Annotated in this window: 13 protein-coding genes, 1 tRNA gene and 1 pseudogene; 4 read left to right on the top strand and 11 right to left on the bottom strand. The window is 47.4% G+C overall.

Translation table 11 applies throughout. The features are described from left to right. Window positions 1–76 precede the first annotated feature (76 nt). From ING2E5A_RS04795 to ING2E5A_RS04760, 8 genes and pseudogenes are all read right to left on the bottom strand, one after another. Window positions 77–1,105 (bottom strand): annotated as a pseudogene (locus ING2E5A_RS04795) (IS481 family transposase); the annotation flags it as partial. Between the two features lie 297 nt (window positions 1,106–1,402). Further along, the gene (locus ING2E5A_RS04790; RefSeq protein ID WP_071136425.1) at window positions 1,403–2,632 is read right to left on the bottom strand and encodes an IS4 family transposase; all 1,230 of its coding nucleotides are present in this window, start codon (window positions 2,630–2,632) and stop codon (window positions 1,403–1,405) included. A gap of 184 nt (window positions 2,633–2,816) precedes the next feature. Next, window positions 2,817–3,509 (bottom strand): metallophosphoesterase, encoded by a 693-nt coding sequence (locus tag ING2E5A_RS04785; protein ID WP_161941954.1) that lies wholly within the window; start codon window positions 3,507–3,509, stop codon window positions 2,817–2,819. 192 nt (window positions 3,510–3,701) lie between these two features. Beyond that, window positions 3,702–4,595: an IS3 family transposase gene (locus ING2E5A_RS04780; RefSeq protein ID WP_071136423.1), complete on the bottom strand. Its 894-nt coding sequence runs from the start codon at window positions 4,593–4,595 to the stop codon at window positions 3,702–3,704. After that, window positions 4,592–4,891, bottom strand: coding sequence for a transposase (locus ING2E5A_RS04775; RefSeq protein ID WP_071136422.1), 300 nt, complete (start codon window positions 4,889–4,891; stop codon window positions 4,592–4,594). Before ING2E5A_RS04775 ends, ING2E5A_RS04780 begins: the two co-directional genes overlap by 4 nt. A 233-nt stretch (window positions 4,892–5,124) precedes the next feature. Further along, a tRNA-Asp gene (locus ING2E5A_RS04770) sits at window positions 5,125–5,201 on the bottom strand. Between the two features lie 121 nt (window positions 5,202–5,322). Next, on the bottom strand, window positions 5,323–7,410 hold the full coding sequence (locus ING2E5A_RS04765; RefSeq protein WP_154670103.1) for a S9 family peptidase: 2,088 nt from the start codon (window positions 7,408–7,410) through the stop codon (window positions 5,323–5,325). A 17-nt stretch (window positions 7,411–7,427) separates the two neighbouring features. Further along, the gene (locus tag ING2E5A_RS04760) at window positions 7,428–8,126 is read right to left on the bottom strand and encodes an ABC transporter ATP-binding protein (RefSeq protein ID WP_071136420.1); all 699 of its coding nucleotides are present in this window, start codon (window positions 8,124–8,126) and stop codon (window positions 7,428–7,430) included. 169 nt (window positions 8,127–8,295) lie between these two features. Here ING2E5A_RS04760 and pdxH point away from each other — a divergent pair, with 169 nt between their 5' ends. From pdxH to ING2E5A_RS15245, 4 genes are all read left to right on the top strand, one after another. After that, on the top strand, window positions 8,296–8,934 hold the full coding sequence (pdxH, locus tag ING2E5A_RS04755) for a pyridoxamine 5'-phosphate oxidase (protein ID WP_071136419.1): 639 nt from the start codon (window positions 8,296–8,298) through the stop codon (window positions 8,932–8,934). A 32-nt stretch (window positions 8,935–8,966) separates the two neighbouring features. Further along, on the top strand, window positions 8,967–11,984 hold the full coding sequence (locus ING2E5A_RS04750) for a GH92 family glycosyl hydrolase (RefSeq protein ID WP_071136418.1): 3,018 nt from the start codon (window positions 8,967–8,969) through the stop codon (window positions 11,982–11,984). A 161-nt stretch (window positions 11,985–12,145) separates the two neighbouring features. Beyond that, a complete protein-coding gene (locus tag ING2E5A_RS15680; protein ID WP_071136417.1) occupies window positions 12,146–14,029 on the top strand; it encodes an IS1634 family transposase in 1,884 nt (627 codons plus the stop codon). Between the two features lie 5 nt (window positions 14,030–14,034). Then, window positions 14,035–14,181: a glycoside hydrolase domain-containing protein gene (locus ING2E5A_RS15245; RefSeq protein ID WP_154670034.1), complete on the top strand. Its 147-nt coding sequence runs from the start codon at window positions 14,035–14,037 to the stop codon at window positions 14,179–14,181. A gap of 7 nt (window positions 14,182–14,188) precedes the next feature. Here ING2E5A_RS15245 and ING2E5A_RS04740 read toward each other — a convergent pair whose 3' ends face one another. From ING2E5A_RS04740 to ING2E5A_RS04730, 3 genes are all read right to left on the bottom strand, one after another. After that, the gene (locus ING2E5A_RS04740; protein WP_071136416.1) at window positions 14,189–14,440 is read right to left on the bottom strand and encodes a sulfurtransferase TusA family protein; all 252 of its coding nucleotides are present in this window, start codon (window positions 14,438–14,440) and stop codon (window positions 14,189–14,191) included. A gap of 12 nt (window positions 14,441–14,452) precedes the next feature. Continuing rightward, window positions 14,453–15,010: a DsrE/DsrF/DrsH-like family protein gene (locus ING2E5A_RS04735; protein WP_197678525.1), complete on the bottom strand. Its 558-nt coding sequence runs from the start codon at window positions 15,008–15,010 to the stop codon at window positions 14,453–14,455. Window positions 15,011–15,099: 89 nt separating this feature from the next. Beyond that, window positions 15,100–18,198 (bottom strand): glycosyl hydrolase, encoded by a 3,099-nt coding sequence (locus tag ING2E5A_RS04730; protein ID WP_071136415.1) that lies wholly within the window; start codon window positions 18,196–18,198, stop codon window positions 15,100–15,102. Between the last annotated feature and the right edge of the window lie 3 nt (window positions 18,199–18,201).

Genomic DNA, 18,201 nt, shown 5'->3' with positions numbered 1-18,201 from the left:
TGGCAGGTTGCTCCCCAGCAGAGCCTGTTTCCTTTTCACCTGACGGAGGCAAAGATACAACATTTTGGTAATGATCGGATAACATTTTCTCCTTTGTAAGATGAATGCTGTCCAGCCACGTTTGCATTGGAGTTTTGCCATAGCAATGTTTACCGGTATGAGGTCTTTCATTGTTATAGTACTCTAGCCAGACATCCACATCATTTTGAAGTTCTTCCAGATTGTTATAAATCTTTTTGCGGAATGCCGTGGCATAAAACTCATCCTGCATAGTCCTGTGAAACCGTTCGCAAATACCATTGGTCTGGGGACTCTTGGCCTTTGTTTTGCTGTGCTCTATGTCTTCAATGGCCAAATACAACTGATATTCGTGATGTTCCCTAGCACCGCAGTATTCAGTACCCCTGTCAGTTAAAACACGCAGTAAAGGAATACCATACTGGTCATATAAGGGGACAACCCTGTCATTGAGCATATCAGCGGCAACCAGTGCTATTTTGCGGTCATACAGCTTGACTGTCGCCACTTTGGAATAGGTGTCGATGAAGGTTTGTTGGTAAATCTTGCCCACACCTTTGATATGACCGACATAGTAGGTGTCCTGCGCGCCAAGATAACCGGGATGACAGGTCTCTATCTCCCCGTGCGCGACTTTTTCCTCCTTGGCCTTCTCCAGGGCTGCCACCTGCGATTCGGTAAGAATTAATCCCTCCTGTGCAACCTTACTTTCAAGGGCTTTCAATCGCTTTTGAAAAGTCTCCAGGTCATGCCGGAGCCAAACACAACGGACTCCACAGGGAGAGATAAACAAGCCCTCTTTCTTCAATTCATTAGAGGCCCGGGTTTGCCCGAAAGCTGGGTTCTCTATCGCAAAAGCGACGACTCGCTCTTCGATATGCGCTTCAATACGATTCTTGATATTGGGCTTCTTCCTGCTCATTTCCCGGAGGGCTTCTTCTCCTCCTTCTGAAAATAAGTCCTTGTAACGATAAAATGTATCCCTGCTATATCCTAAATACTTACAGGCCAATGATACGTTTCTTAATTCTTCGGCCAAGTTCAATAAACCTAACCTGCTTTTGATTACTTTTGTTTCTACATTCATTTCTGACAGTTTTAAAGGGTGAAACTTGATTTTGTCTTTAGCATTACAAATTTAATTTGTTTGCCCTTTAACTGTCAGATTAAATCGAAACTAATTCAAATATAGTGTATTGTCTTCTCTATTTTTTTTTAAGTGTTGAATCATCTTAGTAGGTTTTTAAAATATACCGTCTTATTTATTATTTTATAATACTATTAACCGACTAAACTTAAAATCAGTCGATATTTATTTTTAGTTTACTGTTTATTAATTAGTTGTATTTCTTGCTTGCCTTTTTTCAAAAAGCTACCCCCCCACTTAGAACAACGACATCTGCACGTTTGCTGGACTTTTATTTCTACTTTTTGTGCGTTTAGTGTAGGCTCTGCGTCCTTCGGTTACTACCCATGTTAAGTTCAAATGGCTTATTAGGTGTATCCTGATCAAAGCAGCAATGGTTGAAAACGCTTTTTTGCTTTCGGACAAAACCCTTACAACGTTCAACAGCAAGTGTGCAATCAGCGTACACCAGATTTGCGTTTTTATTCCGTTCTCTGTTTCTGAGTAAAAGAAATGCAACTGAAAGTTTTGTTTCAGTTTCTTGAACGTCAACTCTATCGTCCAGCGGTATTTATAAATCAAAGCCACCTCTTCGGGCGTTATTTCCCAATTGTTGGTGATAAACTTGTACTTTCTGCCTTTTTCGTCTTTGTAGTAAACCAAGCGAAGACATAGCGTTTCGGGTTTCTTCTCTCGCTTATACTCCAAATGAATGTGTCCTATCTTATAAACGCCAAATTCTTCTTTTGTGAGATTTTTTTCAAAAAGAACCTCCTGTAATTGGGCTTTGGCATTATCTTTCAGGCGGCAGACGAAATTTACGCCCTCCCTTGTCCAATCGGCAAACTGCTGATAAAAGTTGTAGGCTTTATCGAAAACCAACATACTGCCTTTTGCCGGATTTAGATGTGCCAGAAACTTTTTGTCATGCATTTTGGCTTCGCTGATAGTGGCAAAAACCGCCGTGTCGGCGTGTATGTCGGTCAGCATATGCACTTTTAGCCCGCCTTTTTTCTTGCCGTCATCTTTACGGTTGCGCCCAACACCCTTCATGACTTCCGAAAACAGAGTGAATGTGCTTGAATCAAAGGCGTAGAATTCTTCAAAACTCACATCTTTTTTTCGGCTGACCGACAAAAGCGGACGAAAATAAGCTATCAATGCAAAATAATAAAGCTTGAAAAGCTCTTCGCTTCTGTCGCGCAAAGCATCGCCTGCAGTGCTTTTAGCCGGCGAACAGTCCATATTCAGGTAATTCAATTTGCCTTCCAAAACTCGCATGCTGTCGCACACTTCGCCCATCGAATCGCAGCGTGAAAATATCCCGAATAGCATGACAATTAGCTGATCCCATGAAAAAAAGGTTTTATAATAACGGTCGCTACCGCATTGTTGTACCAATAAGTCAAACTGCTCGCGTGGCAGCATTTTTACAATTTGTTTAAAAATCGGCTGACCGACTAAATTTTTTGTCTTACCTTTGCTCATAGTTGAAAATTTGCGTTGCAATACAAATTTACAACTTAGGGGTGAAACTTAGGTGGAACCCCTACTTTTTTCTAAATATTTTTGTCGGTCAGTAGTGATAGTTAATATAATGTTAAACCTGTACATTGCATGTTGCCAAAAGTTGTACACTCAACATTGCCATTTTTTGTACATTGTAAATTTGCTAGTTACATGAGGTCAAACCGATCACACAATCTAGAGGATGATGCGAAAATATGATTACCTTCTCACCCGATTTCTTAGCGTTAACCAACAATTTTTGCAACCATTGTAACTGGCGGCTACTGACACCTCCGTTGTATTCTACAGGATTGTGACCCAACTCTTTGAGTTTTTTATTGATCTCTTCCAATTCACTCTCCCTCCATGTGCCAACCACATTCGAGTATGACGCTATCTCATTTGTATTCAGCATGATAAATCGCCACCCACCTCTCTTAAAAGAGTAATATTCATCGGGCATGTTCAATAACCTGAACAGTTGACCATTATCTTGTATCCCCCCATAATCGTGATTACCGGTTGTATGATATACCGGAGTATGGTGTCTTTTAAATTTCACGAGTACTGAATCCAAGTTGTGAGGGGTATCCCTATCTACCAGGTCACCCAGATTAACCGTAAACTCTACTTTTTCCCTATTCAGATGATCTACACACTCGTCCAGCTTTTGCAATGAATGTCTGTAGTATCTGCTTCCTCGTGTATCACAGTCACAGTATTGAATGTCTGCAACAAGACCAAATCTGACAGGGCTATCTCCCTCAACCCTGTTGACGATGCCTCTGGAGGTTTGACAACCTAAAACAACAGTCGTCAAAACCAGGATGTAACAAGTTTTTCTGAATAACTGCATAAATAAATATGAATATTGGCTGCCGTCCGCAAAAGTCAGAATCTGCATTGGGTATTTCTACAAAGAGATCCCCCGACAAGATCCTGACCTTGATTGGCAGCACCGACGGTATTCAATCAGGTCAAAAGTAATGATTAATTACTATTGCCGAAAGTTAATCTTTGGACTTGCAAACTTAATTGAGACAAAAAGTTAAGCGACATTTTTAATTGATTCTTTTTTAAGATTATACTGATCCCAAAATTCATCAATGGTTAAGTTACCCAATGCTGAGAATCTCCTTTTATGATTATACCAGGATTCAATATATTCAAATACATGCAAGCGCATTTGCTCTCTTGTTTTGAGTTTGGTACCATAGACCAATTCAGATTTGAAAGTTTTGAAAAAGCTTTCAGCCACTGCATTATCCCAACAATTTCCCTTTCCACTCATACTTTGCTCCAGCTTCAAGGATTTCAACAGGTTTACAGTTTGTTTGCAGGCATATTGGATGCCCCGGTCAGAATGAAATATCATTCCTTCTCCAAAAGGTCTGTTCCTGTTGGCCATCCTTATGGCAGGGACTACGGTATGGGATGCATTCATATGATCGCTTATGGACCATCCGATCAGTTTGCGGTCAAAAAGATCCAGCACACAGGTCAGATAAAGAAATCCATCCTTACACGGAATATAGGTCAGGTCAGAGACACACGCTTTTACAGGCTCATTCTGATTAAACCTGCGATTCAGCAGATTTGGAGCAACCTTATAGTTGTGAGAGGCATCCGTCGTCACTTTGAATCGTCTCGAGAGTTTGCTGCGCAAGCCCATTTCTTTCATATGGCATGCTACTGTGGTTCTCGAAACAGGAATTCCGGATACCTGCAAATCCTTCGCCAGCCGGGGGCTTCCATTGCGTCCTTTGGCAGCAAAATAGGCATCTCTGATCTTTTCGTCCAACTCCATATATTTGCGCTTACGTTTGCCCTCCGGATCTTTAAGCCAGCGGTAATAACTGCTCCTGGGGACTTTCAATACTTTACACATCACCTCGATCGTCCATTGTTTCGAGTTGTATTCCTTTATAAAGAGATAGATCAACGATCTCTCTTGGAGATGATGCTCAAAGCTTTTTTTAATATGTCCCGCTCCGTTTCAGCCTCACCAAGACGTTTTTCCAGTTCAGCAATCCTTTTGGTGTCTTCACTTAATGACTGGACTCCGTGTCCGGGGAAACTGGCTTCCCCTTTCTGCTGGAACTCTTTCCGCCAACGATATAAAAGAAAAGGGGCAATACCCAATTCCTGTGCAAGCTCGGAAATATTCTTGCGTTCTAAACTGAGTTTGACCGCATTCTCTTTGAATGCCTTGTCAAAATGTGTCCTTTGTTTTCTCATATTACACAAAAATAAGCTTTTATGCTTAACTCTGTGTCCCGGCTAAGTTAGTAATTTCAATTGAAAAAAATGAAAATTTCCATTACGAGAAATGCTCAACCGGGAACCGGTCCATATCATTGGCAGGCATCCGTTATGCGGTGGTGTCACCTTTTTTGGGGAAGCAGGTGGCTGATGAGGATATCTCCTCTGTATCAATAAAAAAAGAAAAGCTCGCCGTTATAGCGAGCTTCTGGCGGTATGGACGGGACTCGAACCCGCGACCCCCTGCGTGACAGGCAGGTATTCTAACCAGCTGAACTACCACACCGTTTGCGCATCGTTTCCGATAGCGAGTGCAAAGGTAGTTATATTTTTAGAACCTGCAAATATTTTGTCCGTTTTTTTCTATTTTTCTCGTATCAGTCGCGAATTCGGTCACTGTTTATCTCTCATGGCTTCAACCATTGATCAAACCAACGGAAAAATTCACGTTGGAAGAGGATGCCGTTCTGCGGCTTGGAGATCCAGTGGTTCTCATCGGGAAAGATCAGCATCCGTGAAGGAATACCTCTGAGCTGCGCGGCATTGAATGCCATCATCCCCTGCGAAGCCAGGATCCGGTAATCGTACTCACCGTGCGTGATCATGATAGGAGTATCCCACCTGTCCACAAAACGGTGCGGCGAAGTTGCATATGTCTTTTGTGCTGTCGCATTGGTCTTATCCCAATATGGACCACCCATATCCCAATTGGCAAACCACATCTCCTCAGTTTCGAGATACTGCGCCTCCAGGTTGAAGATACCAGCATGCGACAGGAACGCCTTGAACCGTTTCTCATGATTGCCCGCAAGCCAGTAGACGGAAAAACCACCGTAACTTGCTCCGGTACAACCCAGACGGGTTTCGTCGACAAATGGCTCCTCGGCCAGAGCATCGATGGCCGACAGGTAATCTTTCATGTTCTGGCCGCCGTAATCCCCGCTGATCTGTTCGTTCCACTCCTGACCAAATCCGGGAACTCCACGCCGGTTGGGTGCCACCACAATATAGCCGTTGGCTGCCATCAGTTGCAGGTTCCAACGGTACGACCAGAACTGGCTTACCGTATTCTGGGGACCACCTTGGCAATAGAGCAGCGCCGGATAGCTCTTGGTTGAATCGAAGTTGGGCGGATAGACTACCCAGGTAAGCATCTCTTTTCCGTCGGTAGTTTTTATCCAGCGCTCTTCCGTTTCACCAAAAGTCAACTGATCCAGGATGTGCTTGTTCTCAAACGATATTTCTGTGGCTTGTCCGTTGGAGAGTTCAACGGCATATATCTCGTCGGGTTGCGACATGGAATGGCGTTTTGCGATCAGTTTCCCGTTCCCGAGGGCAACCGTAGCGTAGTCATGCTTACCCTTGGTGATGGGGGTAATCTCCTTCGATTGGATATCGGCAGAGAAGAGTTGTGTCTTGGCCTCGACACAGGCCACCAGATAGATGGTCTTGTTATCGGTATTCCAGACGAAGGCATCGGTGTTGTAATCGAAATGCTCCGTCACGTAATTCTTTTCACCCGTTGCCAGATCCATTACAAACAGCCGGTTCTTATCGGACTCATACCCGTCCCTCTCCATGCTTTGCCACGCGAGTTTCGTCCCGTCGGGCGAGAACTGGGGATTCACATCGTATCCCATCATCCCTTCGGTCATGTTGGTTGTCTTTCCGCTCTCCACATCATAGAAATAGATGTCGGAGTTGGTGGAAAGGGCATACTCCTTGCCGGTTTTCTTTCGTGAGGTGTATGCGATGGTCTTTCCGTCGGGACTCCAGGCCAGCTGCTCAATCCCCCCGAACGGCAGCATGGGAGCTTCGTAGGGCTCATCCTGAAGCAGGTCGACAATGTTTGTAAGCTTGTCATCACTGACATCAGCCAGGAAGACATGTGGTATCTGTTCCACCCAGCTGTCCCAATGCTTGTACATCAGGTCATCCACGATCCGGCCAGATGCCTTAGGCAAGTCGGGATAGCGCTCCTTTACAGTCTCCAAGCTCTTTACACTCTTGATAAACAACACCTTTTTATTGTCGGGAGAGAAGATAAAACCGTCTATCCCCTCCTCCACATCGGTGATTCTCTTCATGCCACTCCCGTCGGGGTTCATCACCCAGATCTGGGACGATCCGCTTTCGTTGCTCAGGAACGCGATCTTCTTCCCGTTCGAGATCCATTGCGGGTTGCTCTCCCTTGCATTGGTCACCGTCAACTGCTTTTTGTCGCTCCCGTCGGTATTTATCACGAAGAGCTCGGTATTGGTCTTGTTCTCTTTGATATCTACATAGGTAACCTGATAGAGTACCCTTGACTTGTCGGGCGATACCTCGACACTACCGATACGGCCGAAACTATAGAGAACTTCGGGAGTCATTATCCCGTTCTCAACCTTTATCTTCGACTTCCCGATAGCCTCCCCCAGGTTTTTTGAATCGACATCCGATTTCTGCTCGGTGGGAGTACAGGAGAGTATCAATCCGGTCGTTGCCATTACCATAAAAAATGATTTAAGTTTCATAGATTATTTAATTTATTGCTGTTTGATTTCTGATCCGTGATCTTTTCCACAATTCTTCCGTCCATCATATGTATGGTCCGGTCGGTAATCGAAGCCAGTTGCTCATCGTGAGTGACCACAACAAAGGTTTGGTTCAGCCGTTCACGAAGCTCGAAAAACAACGAATGCAACTCTGCCTTGTTGTCGGTATCAAGACTCCCTGAAGGTTCATCGGCAAACACCACCACAGGATCGTTGATCAGAGCACGGGCCACCGCCACGCGCTGTTTTTCTCCGCCGGAGAGTTCCGACGGCTTATGTTCCATCCGTTCACTGAGTCCCATGATTGTCAGGAGCTCCTTCGCCTTTTTCTCGGCCACACCCTGTCTGACATTGCCTATCAGGGCCGGAATCATCACGTTCTCCAATGCAGTGAACTCCGGCAATAGCTGGTGAAACTGAAAAACAAACCCGATGTTCCGGTTGCGGAAGTCGGCCAGTCTCTTTTCTCCAAATCTGCTCAGATCGTTATTGTCGATCAGTATCCTTCCCGCATCGGCTTTCTCGAGCGTACCCATTATCATCAGCAGCGTCGTTTTTCCTGCGCCGCTGGGTCCCACAACCGATACGATCTCCCCCCTGTTCACTTCCAGATCAATCCCCTTCAGCACCTGAAGATCGCCGAAGCTTTTATACACCTGTTCAACCTTTATCATTCAATACTCTTTCTAAATCCTGTGCGAAGATAGTAAAATACTCTCTCTTATCGGGTTTGGCAGGGTTACAAGAAAAACCCATTAGCATTTATTAACTAAACTGTTCCTGCAGATTGGGCATGCATGACGTATATTTGTCAAATCACTTATACTGGATAAATTATCGCCGATGAAGAACCTGCATGCATTCAGGGAAGAATATAGAAGCGGAAAATTGCATGAAACGGAGATGGGAGCCGACCCAATTGAACAGTTTCAGCTGTGGCTGCAGGCAGCTATCGACGCAGGAGTCCCGGAGCCGAATGCAATGACTCTTGCCACATGCACTCCAGACGGGAAGCCCTCAGCCAGGGTTGTACTGTTGAAGGAGGTCAACCATGACGGCTTTGTCTTTTTCACCAATTACCTTAGTCGCAAAGGGAGAGAACTGTTAGAAAATCCATTCGCCGCACTTGTTTTCGACTGGCACGGCATTGAGCGCCAGATTCGGGTGGAAGGAGGGGTGGAAAAGCTTGCCGATCAGGATTCAGACAACTATTTCAGCGAACGCCCTCGTGAAGCGCAGATCGGTGCCTGGGCGTCCCCCCAAAGCAGGATACTGGATAGCCGCGAAGAGTTGGAAGAGTTTCAAGCTTCCATTGAAAAGAGATTTGCTGACCAGACGATTCCTCGCCCATCCCACTGGGGAGGCTTCATCCTTCACCCTACCACGATTGAATTCTGGCAGGGTCGTCCGGGACGACTGCACGACAGACTGGTTCATCACAAGACCGAGGAGGGATGGACACTACACAGACTGGCTCCTTGAGAAGTAAACAATGTTCCTCAATCATTCTCCAAATGAAAAAAAGAGTCGTTTTATCTTGTCTGATCTCGGCAGTCACCCTTGTCCAGGCTCAAACCATATGGAAGATAGGCGAAAAGGACAACAGCGCTGCCGAGTTTGCACTGGCTCCCGACAACTATGCTGATTTTCTAAAAGAGGATTTCGGTTGGGAGGATAAATTTTATATCATTGGATTGTCGGATCCGAAAAACGACTTTCCCTATGTTCTTCCCGGAACAGCCGATGCGTGGGCAGGCTCCGTCAACATGTCCGGTATCCGGACCCAGGAGCTCAACATCCTTTTCCGGATAAAAGAGAGCGCAAATTACAACGGCTTTAAACTGATCGTGGATCTTCTGGATACTCACAGTGAAAATCCACCGCTGCTCAAAATCACGGCCAACGGCCATCAATTTAAATACAATCTGCCAAAAGGGAAGAGCGACGCTTCATTAAGGGGTGATTACAGCGCTGTTGCACCCAGTACCATCGAGGTGCCCCTGGAAGATATCATCAAGTCCGGTGCAAACCGTATCCAGTTGAAGATCATTGAAGGATCATGGCTGATTTTCGACGATATCCGGCTGGAGGGTCCAACATCGGCCGGACTGGAAACGTTGAACCGTTTTGCCTATCTCCGGGAGGTAACTGCCGCCGATTATCAGCTCAACGACAAGATCCAGCCCCTGTTGATCGATGTGGAACACCTGGAGGGTCTGCCTGAATTGACCGTCAAGCTGGATGGCAAGACAATACTGAAACAACGGCTTGAAAAAGGGCGGTACAACCTTGAGGCGCCGATGCCTGCAGTAAGTAAGGAGAAAACGAGCGAATATGAGGTACTGGTAAACGGCCAGCCAGTTGAAAGGGGGAAAATTATCCGCTCCCCTAGACAGATCGTCACCCCGGCCGATTATGTGGAGACTCACATGGGAACGGCTCACTCCCGATGGATGATCGCTCCCGGGCCCTGGATGCCGTTCAGTATGGTAAAACTCAGTCCCGACAACGAGAATGCGGGCTGGCAAGCCGGTTACGATCCTTCAATCGAGAGTGTGGGTCTATTCAGCCACATCCATGAATGGACAATGGCCGGTTTGGGAATGTTGCCCGTTAACGGAGCATTAAAAACAAGAGTTGGCGATCAGAGACAGCGGGAACCCGATCCGGAAGGTTACCGTTCCGCGATCGATAAAGCCACCGAGGAGACTTCGCTCGGTTATTACGCCGTAAAACTGACCGACTACGGTATCAAAGCCGAACTTACGGCTACCACCCGTTGCAGCTTCCAGCGATATACCTATCCACAGGAGAAAGATGGCCGGGTGATGATCGACCTGATGATACCCGCCGAGTACCGGTACGCCATCCTGGATGCATCCGTCAGACAGGTTGACGACCACACCATCGAGGGGTACAGCGTTCAGCAAACCAGACAGGTATGGTCTGAAGATGACAACCAGGACTATACCCTCCATTTCACCGTTGAATTCGACAGGCCGATCAGCCGTTTTGGCGGATGGATAAACGACTCCATTCTCAACGACATCAAGGAGGTGAAAGCGCTGAACCCGGGGAGGATGGGTTGTTTTGTGGAGTTTGATACAACAACCGATCCGGTGGTCCAGTTAAGAACCGGAATTTCATTCGTCGATATGGAGGGGGCGCGACACAACCTGAGAGAAGAGATCACGAAACCGTTCGGATGGAGCTTCGATGCAGTGAGAGACTATAACAGGCAGAGCTGGAACGATATCTTGTCGCGAGTAGTGATTGAAACAAACGATGGTCGCGAGAAGAGCCGCTTCTATACCAACATGTACCGGGCATTCTGCCGCAACACCTTCAGTGACGTGGACGGCAGGTGGCGGGATGCCACCGAGCAGATACAACAGTTCAAGGATCCGGCCAATGAAGTTGCACTGGGGTGCGATGCCTTCTGGAATACGTTCTGGAACCTGAACCAGGTGTGGAACCTGATCGCTCCGGAATGGAGCAGCAGGTGGGTGAAATCTCAACTGGCGATGTACGATGCCAACGGCATGCTGGCCAAAGGTCCCGCCGGAATGGAATATATCCCCGTGATGGTTGCCGAACATGAGATCCCGTTGATGGTGAGCAGTTATCAGATGGGAATTCGCGATTACGATGTGGAGAAGATGTACTCGGCAATAAAAAAGATGCAGACTGTAATGCCCCAAAAAATTGGAGACGGACTTGCCGGAAACCGCGATATCGAAGCCTATCTGACCTACCGGTATGTACCGTCCGATCTTGGCCGGTTCTCTAACTCGCTGGAGTATTCGTTCGACGACTGGACAGTTTCACAGCTGGCCAAGGCGCTGGGCAAGGAAGAGGATTACACCTATTTTGCCGACCGCGGCACATGGTGGAAAAACACCATTGATCCCGAGACCGGATTTGCCCGCTTACGCAAAAGCGACGGCTCATTCGAAAAGGAGTTCGACCCGTTCGTGACAGGGGCCAATCATCATTACGTAGAGGGGAATGCCTGGCAGCTTACATTTTTTGTTCCGCAGGATGTCCCGGAGTTGGCAAGAACAATCGGTAGAGATCGTTTCCTGAGCAGATTATCCGAAGGATTCCGTGAAAGTGAAATCTGGCGGTATAACGCTCCCGGTGAACGTTATGGCGACTTTCCGGTGGTACAGGGGAACCAGCAAAGCATGCATTTTGCCTTTCTTTTCAACTGGGTGGGTGAACCGTGGCAGACTCAGAAATGGAGCCGATCCATCCTGGAACGGTACTATGGTTATGGCGCGGGCGATGCTTACCTTGGCGATGAGGACCAGGGGCAGATGAGCGCCTGGTTCGTCATGGCTGCACTGGGACTGTTTCAGACGGACGGAGGATGCAGCACGGAACCGGTGTATGAGATTGCCAGCCCTTTGTATGAAAAGGTTGTGATCAATCTCGATAACCGTTACGGCCGTGGGCGGCAATTTACCATCAAGGCAAATGGTGCCTCACGTCTTAACCCACATTGCAGCACGATTATAAATAGAAGTTAAACTTACCCTCTATTTACGTTAAATCCGCTTGTTTTACGTCTGTTTGATGACCATGAATTTTTGTATCAGGCTGATATTCAATGTCGGTTTATTTTAAAACACGAATGTAGTCCCCCATTTGATGTTGAAAAAAACGTATCCCTTGATTACTTTTGCGTTGTATGTTTTTCAAGACAAGCATAAAGCAAAAGGATGGGGGCCATGAGTATACCCATTACCGGTTGTGTGAGAGCTACCGGGAAGGCCGCTTCATCCGTAATCGCACGCTGCTCTCTTTGGGTGACCTGGAATCAGTTCTTCCACCTGAAAAGATTCCCTTTCTCTGTCAACGCATCAACCAGGTTTACTTCGAGGGCAAAACATTCATCATCTCATCGCTTCGTGATGACAAGGTGGAAGCCCTGTGCACGAAATACGTGGGACTACTCCATGAAGCGCAAAAGATAGAAAAGGCAAAAAAGAAGGCAGCCGGTATCGAGCAGGTGTACATTGACAGGACAACGAACAGCGATATTCGGGAGGTTGGTGGCGAATGGCTCTGCCTTCAAGCTTGCCGCCAATTGCTCCTGCCAGAGTATTTTGAGACTTTCGGCTGGGAGAAACAAGATATCGCCCTTGCTTTAACACAGATCATCGCCCGGGCTGTTTACCCCGCATCGGAGTTTAAAACCAGCCGTTGGTTGAAGGAGAACTCGGCGCTTTGTGAACTAACCGGTGTTGATCCTTCGGCCATCACCAAGGATAAGCTTTACCAGATGGCTCACCGGCTTTATGATGAGAAGGATGGCCTGGAACGTCATTTTTCCAACCGTACGAACGATCTTTTTTCCTTGGATGACAAGATCATTATCTATGATTTGACAAATACCTACTTCGAGGGAGCTATGCGAGAGAGCCGGATAGCGAAGTTCGGGCGCAGCAAGGAAAAGCGTAACGATGCCAGACAGGTGGTGCTGGCTGTGGTGGTCAACCCGGAAGGTTTCCTGAAGGAGTCACAAATCTTTGAAGGCAACATGACTGATCCTGAAAGCCTGCAATATATTCTTGACAAGATGAAATCCCATAGGGGGAGATCCGATAAAAAGCAGGTGGTGGTCATGGATGCCGGCATCGCCACGAATGATAACCTGAAGATATTGAAAGAGGAATCCTTCGACTACATCTGTGTCTCACGGGGTAAACTCAAAGAATACCGTGCAACAAGCCTTTCCCCTGTGGAAATACGGGATAAATCCAACCAGCTCATCGAGATCAGTCAGGTAGAAGTGGATGGCGAAAGTGACAGCTTCTACAAGGTGAAGAGCTATAGCAAGGGTCTCAAGGAAGCGTCCATGGAAAACCGTTTCACGCGGGCCTTTGAATGTGGACTGAGCCAGGCAGCCGAAGCCCTGAAAAAGAAAGGAGGCACCAAAAAGCTTGAAAAGGTGTGGGAACGCATCGGCCGGCTAAAGGAAAAATACCCTTCGGTACACCGCCTGTATCAGATCCATGTGGAGCCCGACGAAAGGGGGATTCATGCCACATCCATATCCTGGGAGAGAATCGAGGCAAAGAGCGAATCAAGACATGGGGAATACTTCTTGCGTACTTCCCTGTCGGTACATGGAGAGGAGATCACCTGGCTGATTTACAACACTATAAGAGAAGTAGAGTCGACGTTTCGTTGCCTGAAGACTGATCTGAACCTGCGTCCCGTGTTTCATAAAACGGATGAGGCGACAATGGCTCATCTTCACCTCGGGCTGTTGGCCTACCAGCTGGTAAGCACGATCCGTTTCAAACTGAAACAATTTGGGATTACCCATGAGTGGAGAGAGATTGTCCGGATCATGAACACGCAGAAAATGGTGACAACGCACATGGTAAATACCGATGAAGAGTGTGTGTCGATTAGAAAATGTTCACTCCCTGAATCCAAAGTAAGAATCATATATAAGGTGTTGGGATACGATGAAAAACCATTTATCAGGAAAAAATCTGTAGTCCCCCAATTGAACCTTGAAAAAAATATATACGCAGGGATACAGGGAATTAGCTCCGGTTAGCTGCAATGTGGGTTAACAAGTATGTACAGTCGGCCAGACTGAATGGCAGACCGCTGACCAGCTTCAGGTTTCCGGCAGCCGATCTGCTGAAAGGTGGAATCCTGGAGCTTGAAATGGGAGATAAGCCAAACTACGGCTGGGGAATAGAATGAGAAAAGTTCACCGTTTTCTCAAATAGAGTTTGAAGTAACCCTCTTCTTCAATCGCACCCAGATATTCGTGTCCCTGCTTCTCACACCATTTCGGAATATCGGTGCGGGTTCCCTCGGCTACGGCAAGGATCTCAAGCACATCATCCGGAGAGATGGTAGCCATGGCTTTCTTGGCCTCCAAAAGAGGACCCGGACATGCTGAGAACCGTGCATCCACCGAAGCTGTCACAGATAACCCTTTTAAATCTTCTGCTCTCATGCTTTTCACTTTTTAAATTAGCCACTGCATGCTGCTCTCTCCTGCGTCGGCCACAAAGGTGGTGGCACCAGCAAAACGGAGATGGGGGTAGTCTATCATCTCTTCCCGTTTGAAGCCCATCAGGTTCATCGACATCTCGCATACCGTGATCTCGATACCCAAGGCGGCAGCCTCCTCGAACATCGCGTCAAGCGACATCACGTTCTGTTTCCTCATCAGGCTCTTGATCATCATGGGACCCATCCCCCCCATGTTCAGCATCGACAGTTTCAGCTTATTACGTCCCTTGGGAAGCATCATGCCAAACATTTTTGAAATCAAATCCTTCCCCTCGGCCTTTTTCCGGGGATCGCGCAACGCCGACAATGCCCAGAAGGAGAAGAAGAGCTTCACCTGGGTGTCCATTGCTGCCGCAGCCAGGGAGATGATCATGGCCGCCAATATCCTGTCCATGTCACCTGATACGATGGCAATTGACAACTGATCTTTACGCGAACTCTCGAGCCGGTTGACCTTAGCTTTAAGGGCATCCAGTTCTGCCTGGAGCTTCTCCAGGGTTATTGCATCCATACTCTCCATTTTAAAATATCGCTAAAAGTGAATAAACGGATGCAAATTAAAGATATATTTTTAATTATCCTTACATTTTGAAAGATATTTTACAAGACAGCAATCGAACTGATCACCACAGGACCAAGCAGGCCAAAGGGAATATGACAATAATCATCACGCCATAGTGTGGCTTTTCCCTTGAGGCGAAGATCGTACCAGTTATCCTCACCTCCCCCTTCGTTGGGCCACTCGGCCTTACCCGTAAAACTGGCCGGGCCAACCTTTTTCAGCTCACCATCCCGGTGGTGATGGGGGCCCATCAGGTTCCGCAACGAATTGACCAGCTCCACCTCGATCCTGTTCTCTCCCTCCCTTATTGCACCGGTTATGTCCACTTCCCAGGGACTGAAGATCATCGGTTCAAACTCCTCTCCATTTAGCCTGACAATTACTGCAGTCGATTCAAACGCCGGGAATGAGAGGAGATATCTTTTCGACGGATCAATCTTTTCAACATTGAATCTATTGCTCAAGATAAACCTCCCCGCATAAAAAGGATATCCCTGCAGCACCAGATCATTGTCGAACAGGCTCCGTTCACTGGATATCTCGAAACGCTCCATGCGGTAAACCGGCTTCTCCACCAGTGTCTTATCCCGATACTTATGGGACCGACCAACCGGCAGGGACGAAGGGACAGCGGTTACCCCAAAATCGCCGACCAGATAGATACTCTCGATCTCAGTCCCATACCTTTTTACAGCATTCAGACTACCCGTCTCGGGAGCGGTATAGTTCACCGTCAGGGTGATCTCATTCTTCCCTCTTCTCAATGTTCCGGAAATATCCTGAACACGTAATGCATGGTCGCGGTAGTAGCTGTCACCCTCAAAACGGATCTCTTTACCGTTAACCGCAATGTTGTACAGGTGTGACTGCTCTACCACCAAGGAGCAGTTTTCAGGAATATCGGCCACCTGGGGCTCAAATTGCAAAATAAGCGAGCCGTTGTACCGCTCTTTTGTAAGTCGCCGATGAATACCGATGACCGGCTCGGGATCACTGAAACTATTCCCGTTGTCGGTGGAATACCGGGCAAAATCAAGGGTCAGCGCATTGGGGTCGAGACGTTTTCCCTCCCATGCATTCTGAATGCGTATCAGTTCGGTCTTCTCACCCCCAATCCGATACTCAACGGAAAGATCAGCATCTTTCGAGGCTTCACCAAAGGTTACGATCCACGACTGGGTCGCCGCAAAACGGAGCTTTATCTCTCCATCTTCCCCCGGGGTCAGTTTCATGGAGGCTCCATCTTCGGGATTCCAGAGGACAGGATTGGTTACAGGCCCGGCAAACTGCAAGTTGCACTCCACCTCCTTGAGCCGGGAGGTGTTGGATAGTTGCAGGATTCCCCCGTTGTCCACCTTCCTGAAATGGGTCCATACATTTTCGCTGTCGACACCTTTCAGGGCATATTCTGCAGGGAGGAGACCATCAAGCAGATCGACAAACTCATCCTCGCTTACGAGCCGACTGATCCTTTTCAGCGACTCCACGGCATCGGGATTAGACTCTCCGTCTACATAACCGGGATAATACCCATATACCAGAATTTTCCCGCCGGAAGCATGAAAACGTTCCAGCAAGTCGAGCGTACTGCTCCGGACAACCAGCATGCCGGGAAGAATCAGCAACCTATAAGCCATCTCTCCTACTACCAATTCGCCATTCTCAACCTTTGCAATCTCAGACAGTATCTGCTCGTCGCCGAGATCAAAGTTTCGGTGACTCTTCAGCAACTGGGTCATACATTGACTGTAAATATTGAAACTGTTGTTCCGGATTCCCAGATATTCCGATTCGAGCGGATGAATCAACAACAGGTTGGCAGCGTACTTGCCGATGGTATTCACATAACAGATTCTGGCTGAATAGTCCTCAAACAGGCTGTTATACTCCCAGTAGGGTTGAGCAGGACTGAAGTTTGGCGGATAATCGCGTTTGCGTTCCCCCTTCATGCTGTAGGAGGTGAGGTGAGGCACGATAAAGTTGATGCCGTTGATTGTCAGCCAGTCGAGCAACCACTTACGGTCTTCAAAATTCATATTATGGCCGCTAATTCCATACGACTCGCTCATCCTTCGTGCAATACCGTACTGGTTGGCAACACTCGACACACTCCTGGGTATGTTCAGTTCGGGGTAATAGAGCCCAAGCTGGTCGATACCGGGCATCTGCATATGCCGGTAATTGATCATCGAATTGCCGGAATTGGCCATCGTCGTTTCGAAGGTATTTTCCCCGTTGAGATGGCCGGTGAATATGGTGTTCATCTCCTCGCAATAGGCACCGATCTGACGGGCAAAACTCTCTTCAAAGCAGCGAGAGATCGTCTGGTAATAGTCGTAACGGACCTTGCTGTAATTTCCGATGGTATCGAACAGCATCGGGATTACAGGCAGCAAATCGTACCCATGCATCTCCTTGAACTTGTCAATGACCACCGGTGAAAAACTTACTGATCCCTCCTTGCCTCCCGATACCCTTGCTGAAACTTGGGGCTCATCGGTAAAGATCCCTGGGACTGTCTTTCCGATCTTTGCCCTGTACCGTTCAAGATATGGAGCATAGGCACTGTCGATAAATGTCTTCACCATATCGGAATTTAACAGGTCGGTGTAACAGGTTCCGTTGAACCAACCGTTCCCCATCCGGGCCTTGTAAATAATGTACCTATAGCGGTCATCCTCGTATAAAACCGAGTCGATCTCATCTACCTCCTCATCCTTCTCTACACGGGTCAAACATCTGGCATGAAAATCTTCAGAAACAAGCGGTATCTTGCCGCCGGCAAAGCCACTGGGCCATTTATCCTCATCATAAAACCATGCATTGATCCCTATTTCCTTGGATGTACGGACAGCAGCATCCATCACCTCCCACCATTCGGAACCCATGTATTCGGTCAACAATCCTCCGCGACTGTGCAGGAAACTTCCTCCAAAACCAGCCTCCTTGAAGCCCCGGACCTGACGGATCACTTCGGCGGTATCCAGCTTGTCATTAAGAGAATAGAACGGGGCAGAGCGGTATTCAATCGGTGGGTTGAGAAAGATATCTGCATCAATAAATCCGTTGGGAGTCTCAGGCTTTGCACATCCAGCCATCACTAGCAGAACGGCCAATATGCCATAATAGATTTTCATATT

It is taken from the genome of Petrimonas mucosa, assembly GCF_900095795.1.
Classification (GTDB): Bacteria; Bacteroidota; Bacteroidia; order Bacteroidales; family Dysgonomonadaceae; genus Petrimonas; species Petrimonas mucosa.
The sequence above is the reverse complement of the archived record's forward strand: the minus strand, read 5'-3'. Positions and strand labels throughout refer to the sequence as shown.

Coding starts and splice junctions, on each gene's coding strand:
- ING2E5A_RS04790 (WP_071136425.1), bottom strand. CDS start 2,632: ATGAGCAAAGGTAAGACAAAAAATTTAGTCGGTCAGCCGATTTTTAAA.
- ING2E5A_RS04785 (WP_161941954.1), bottom strand. CDS start 3,509: ATGCAGTTATTCAGAAAAACTTGTTACATCCTGGTTTTGACGACTGTT.
- ING2E5A_RS04775 (WP_071136422.1), bottom strand. CDS start 4,891: ATGAGAAAACAAAGGACACATTTTGACAAGGCATTCAAAGAGAATGCG.
- ING2E5A_RS04765 (WP_154670103.1), bottom strand. CDS start 7,410: ATGGTAATGGCAACGACCGGATTGATACTCTCCTGTACTCCCACCGAG.
- ING2E5A_RS04760 (WP_071136420.1), bottom strand. CDS start 8,126: ATGATAAAGGTTGAACAGGTGTATAAAAGCTTCGGCGATCTTCAGGTG.
- pdxH (WP_071136419.1), top strand. CDS start 8,296: ATGAAGAACCTGCATGCATTCAGGGAAGAATATAGAAGCGGAAAATTG.
- ING2E5A_RS04750 (WP_071136418.1), top strand. CDS start 8,967: ATGAAAAAAAGAGTCGTTTTATCTTGTCTGATCTCGGCAGTCACCCTT.
- ING2E5A_RS15680 (WP_071136417.1), top strand. CDS start 12,146: ATGTTTTTCAAGACAAGCATAAAGCAAAAGGATGGGGGCCATGAGTAT.
- ING2E5A_RS15245 (WP_154670034.1), top strand. CDS start 14,035: ATGTGGGTTAACAAGTATGTACAGTCGGCCAGACTGAATGGCAGACCG.
- ING2E5A_RS04740 (WP_071136416.1), bottom strand. CDS start 14,440: ATGAGAGCAGAAGATTTAAAAGGGTTATCTGTGACAGCTTCGGTGGAT.
- ING2E5A_RS04735 (WP_197678525.1), bottom strand. CDS start 15,010: ATGGATGCAATAACCCTGGAGAAGCTCCAGGCAGAACTGGATGCCCTT.
- ING2E5A_RS04730 (WP_071136415.1), bottom strand. CDS start 18,198: ATGAAAATCTATTATGGCATATTGGCCGTTCTGCTAGTGATGGCTGGA.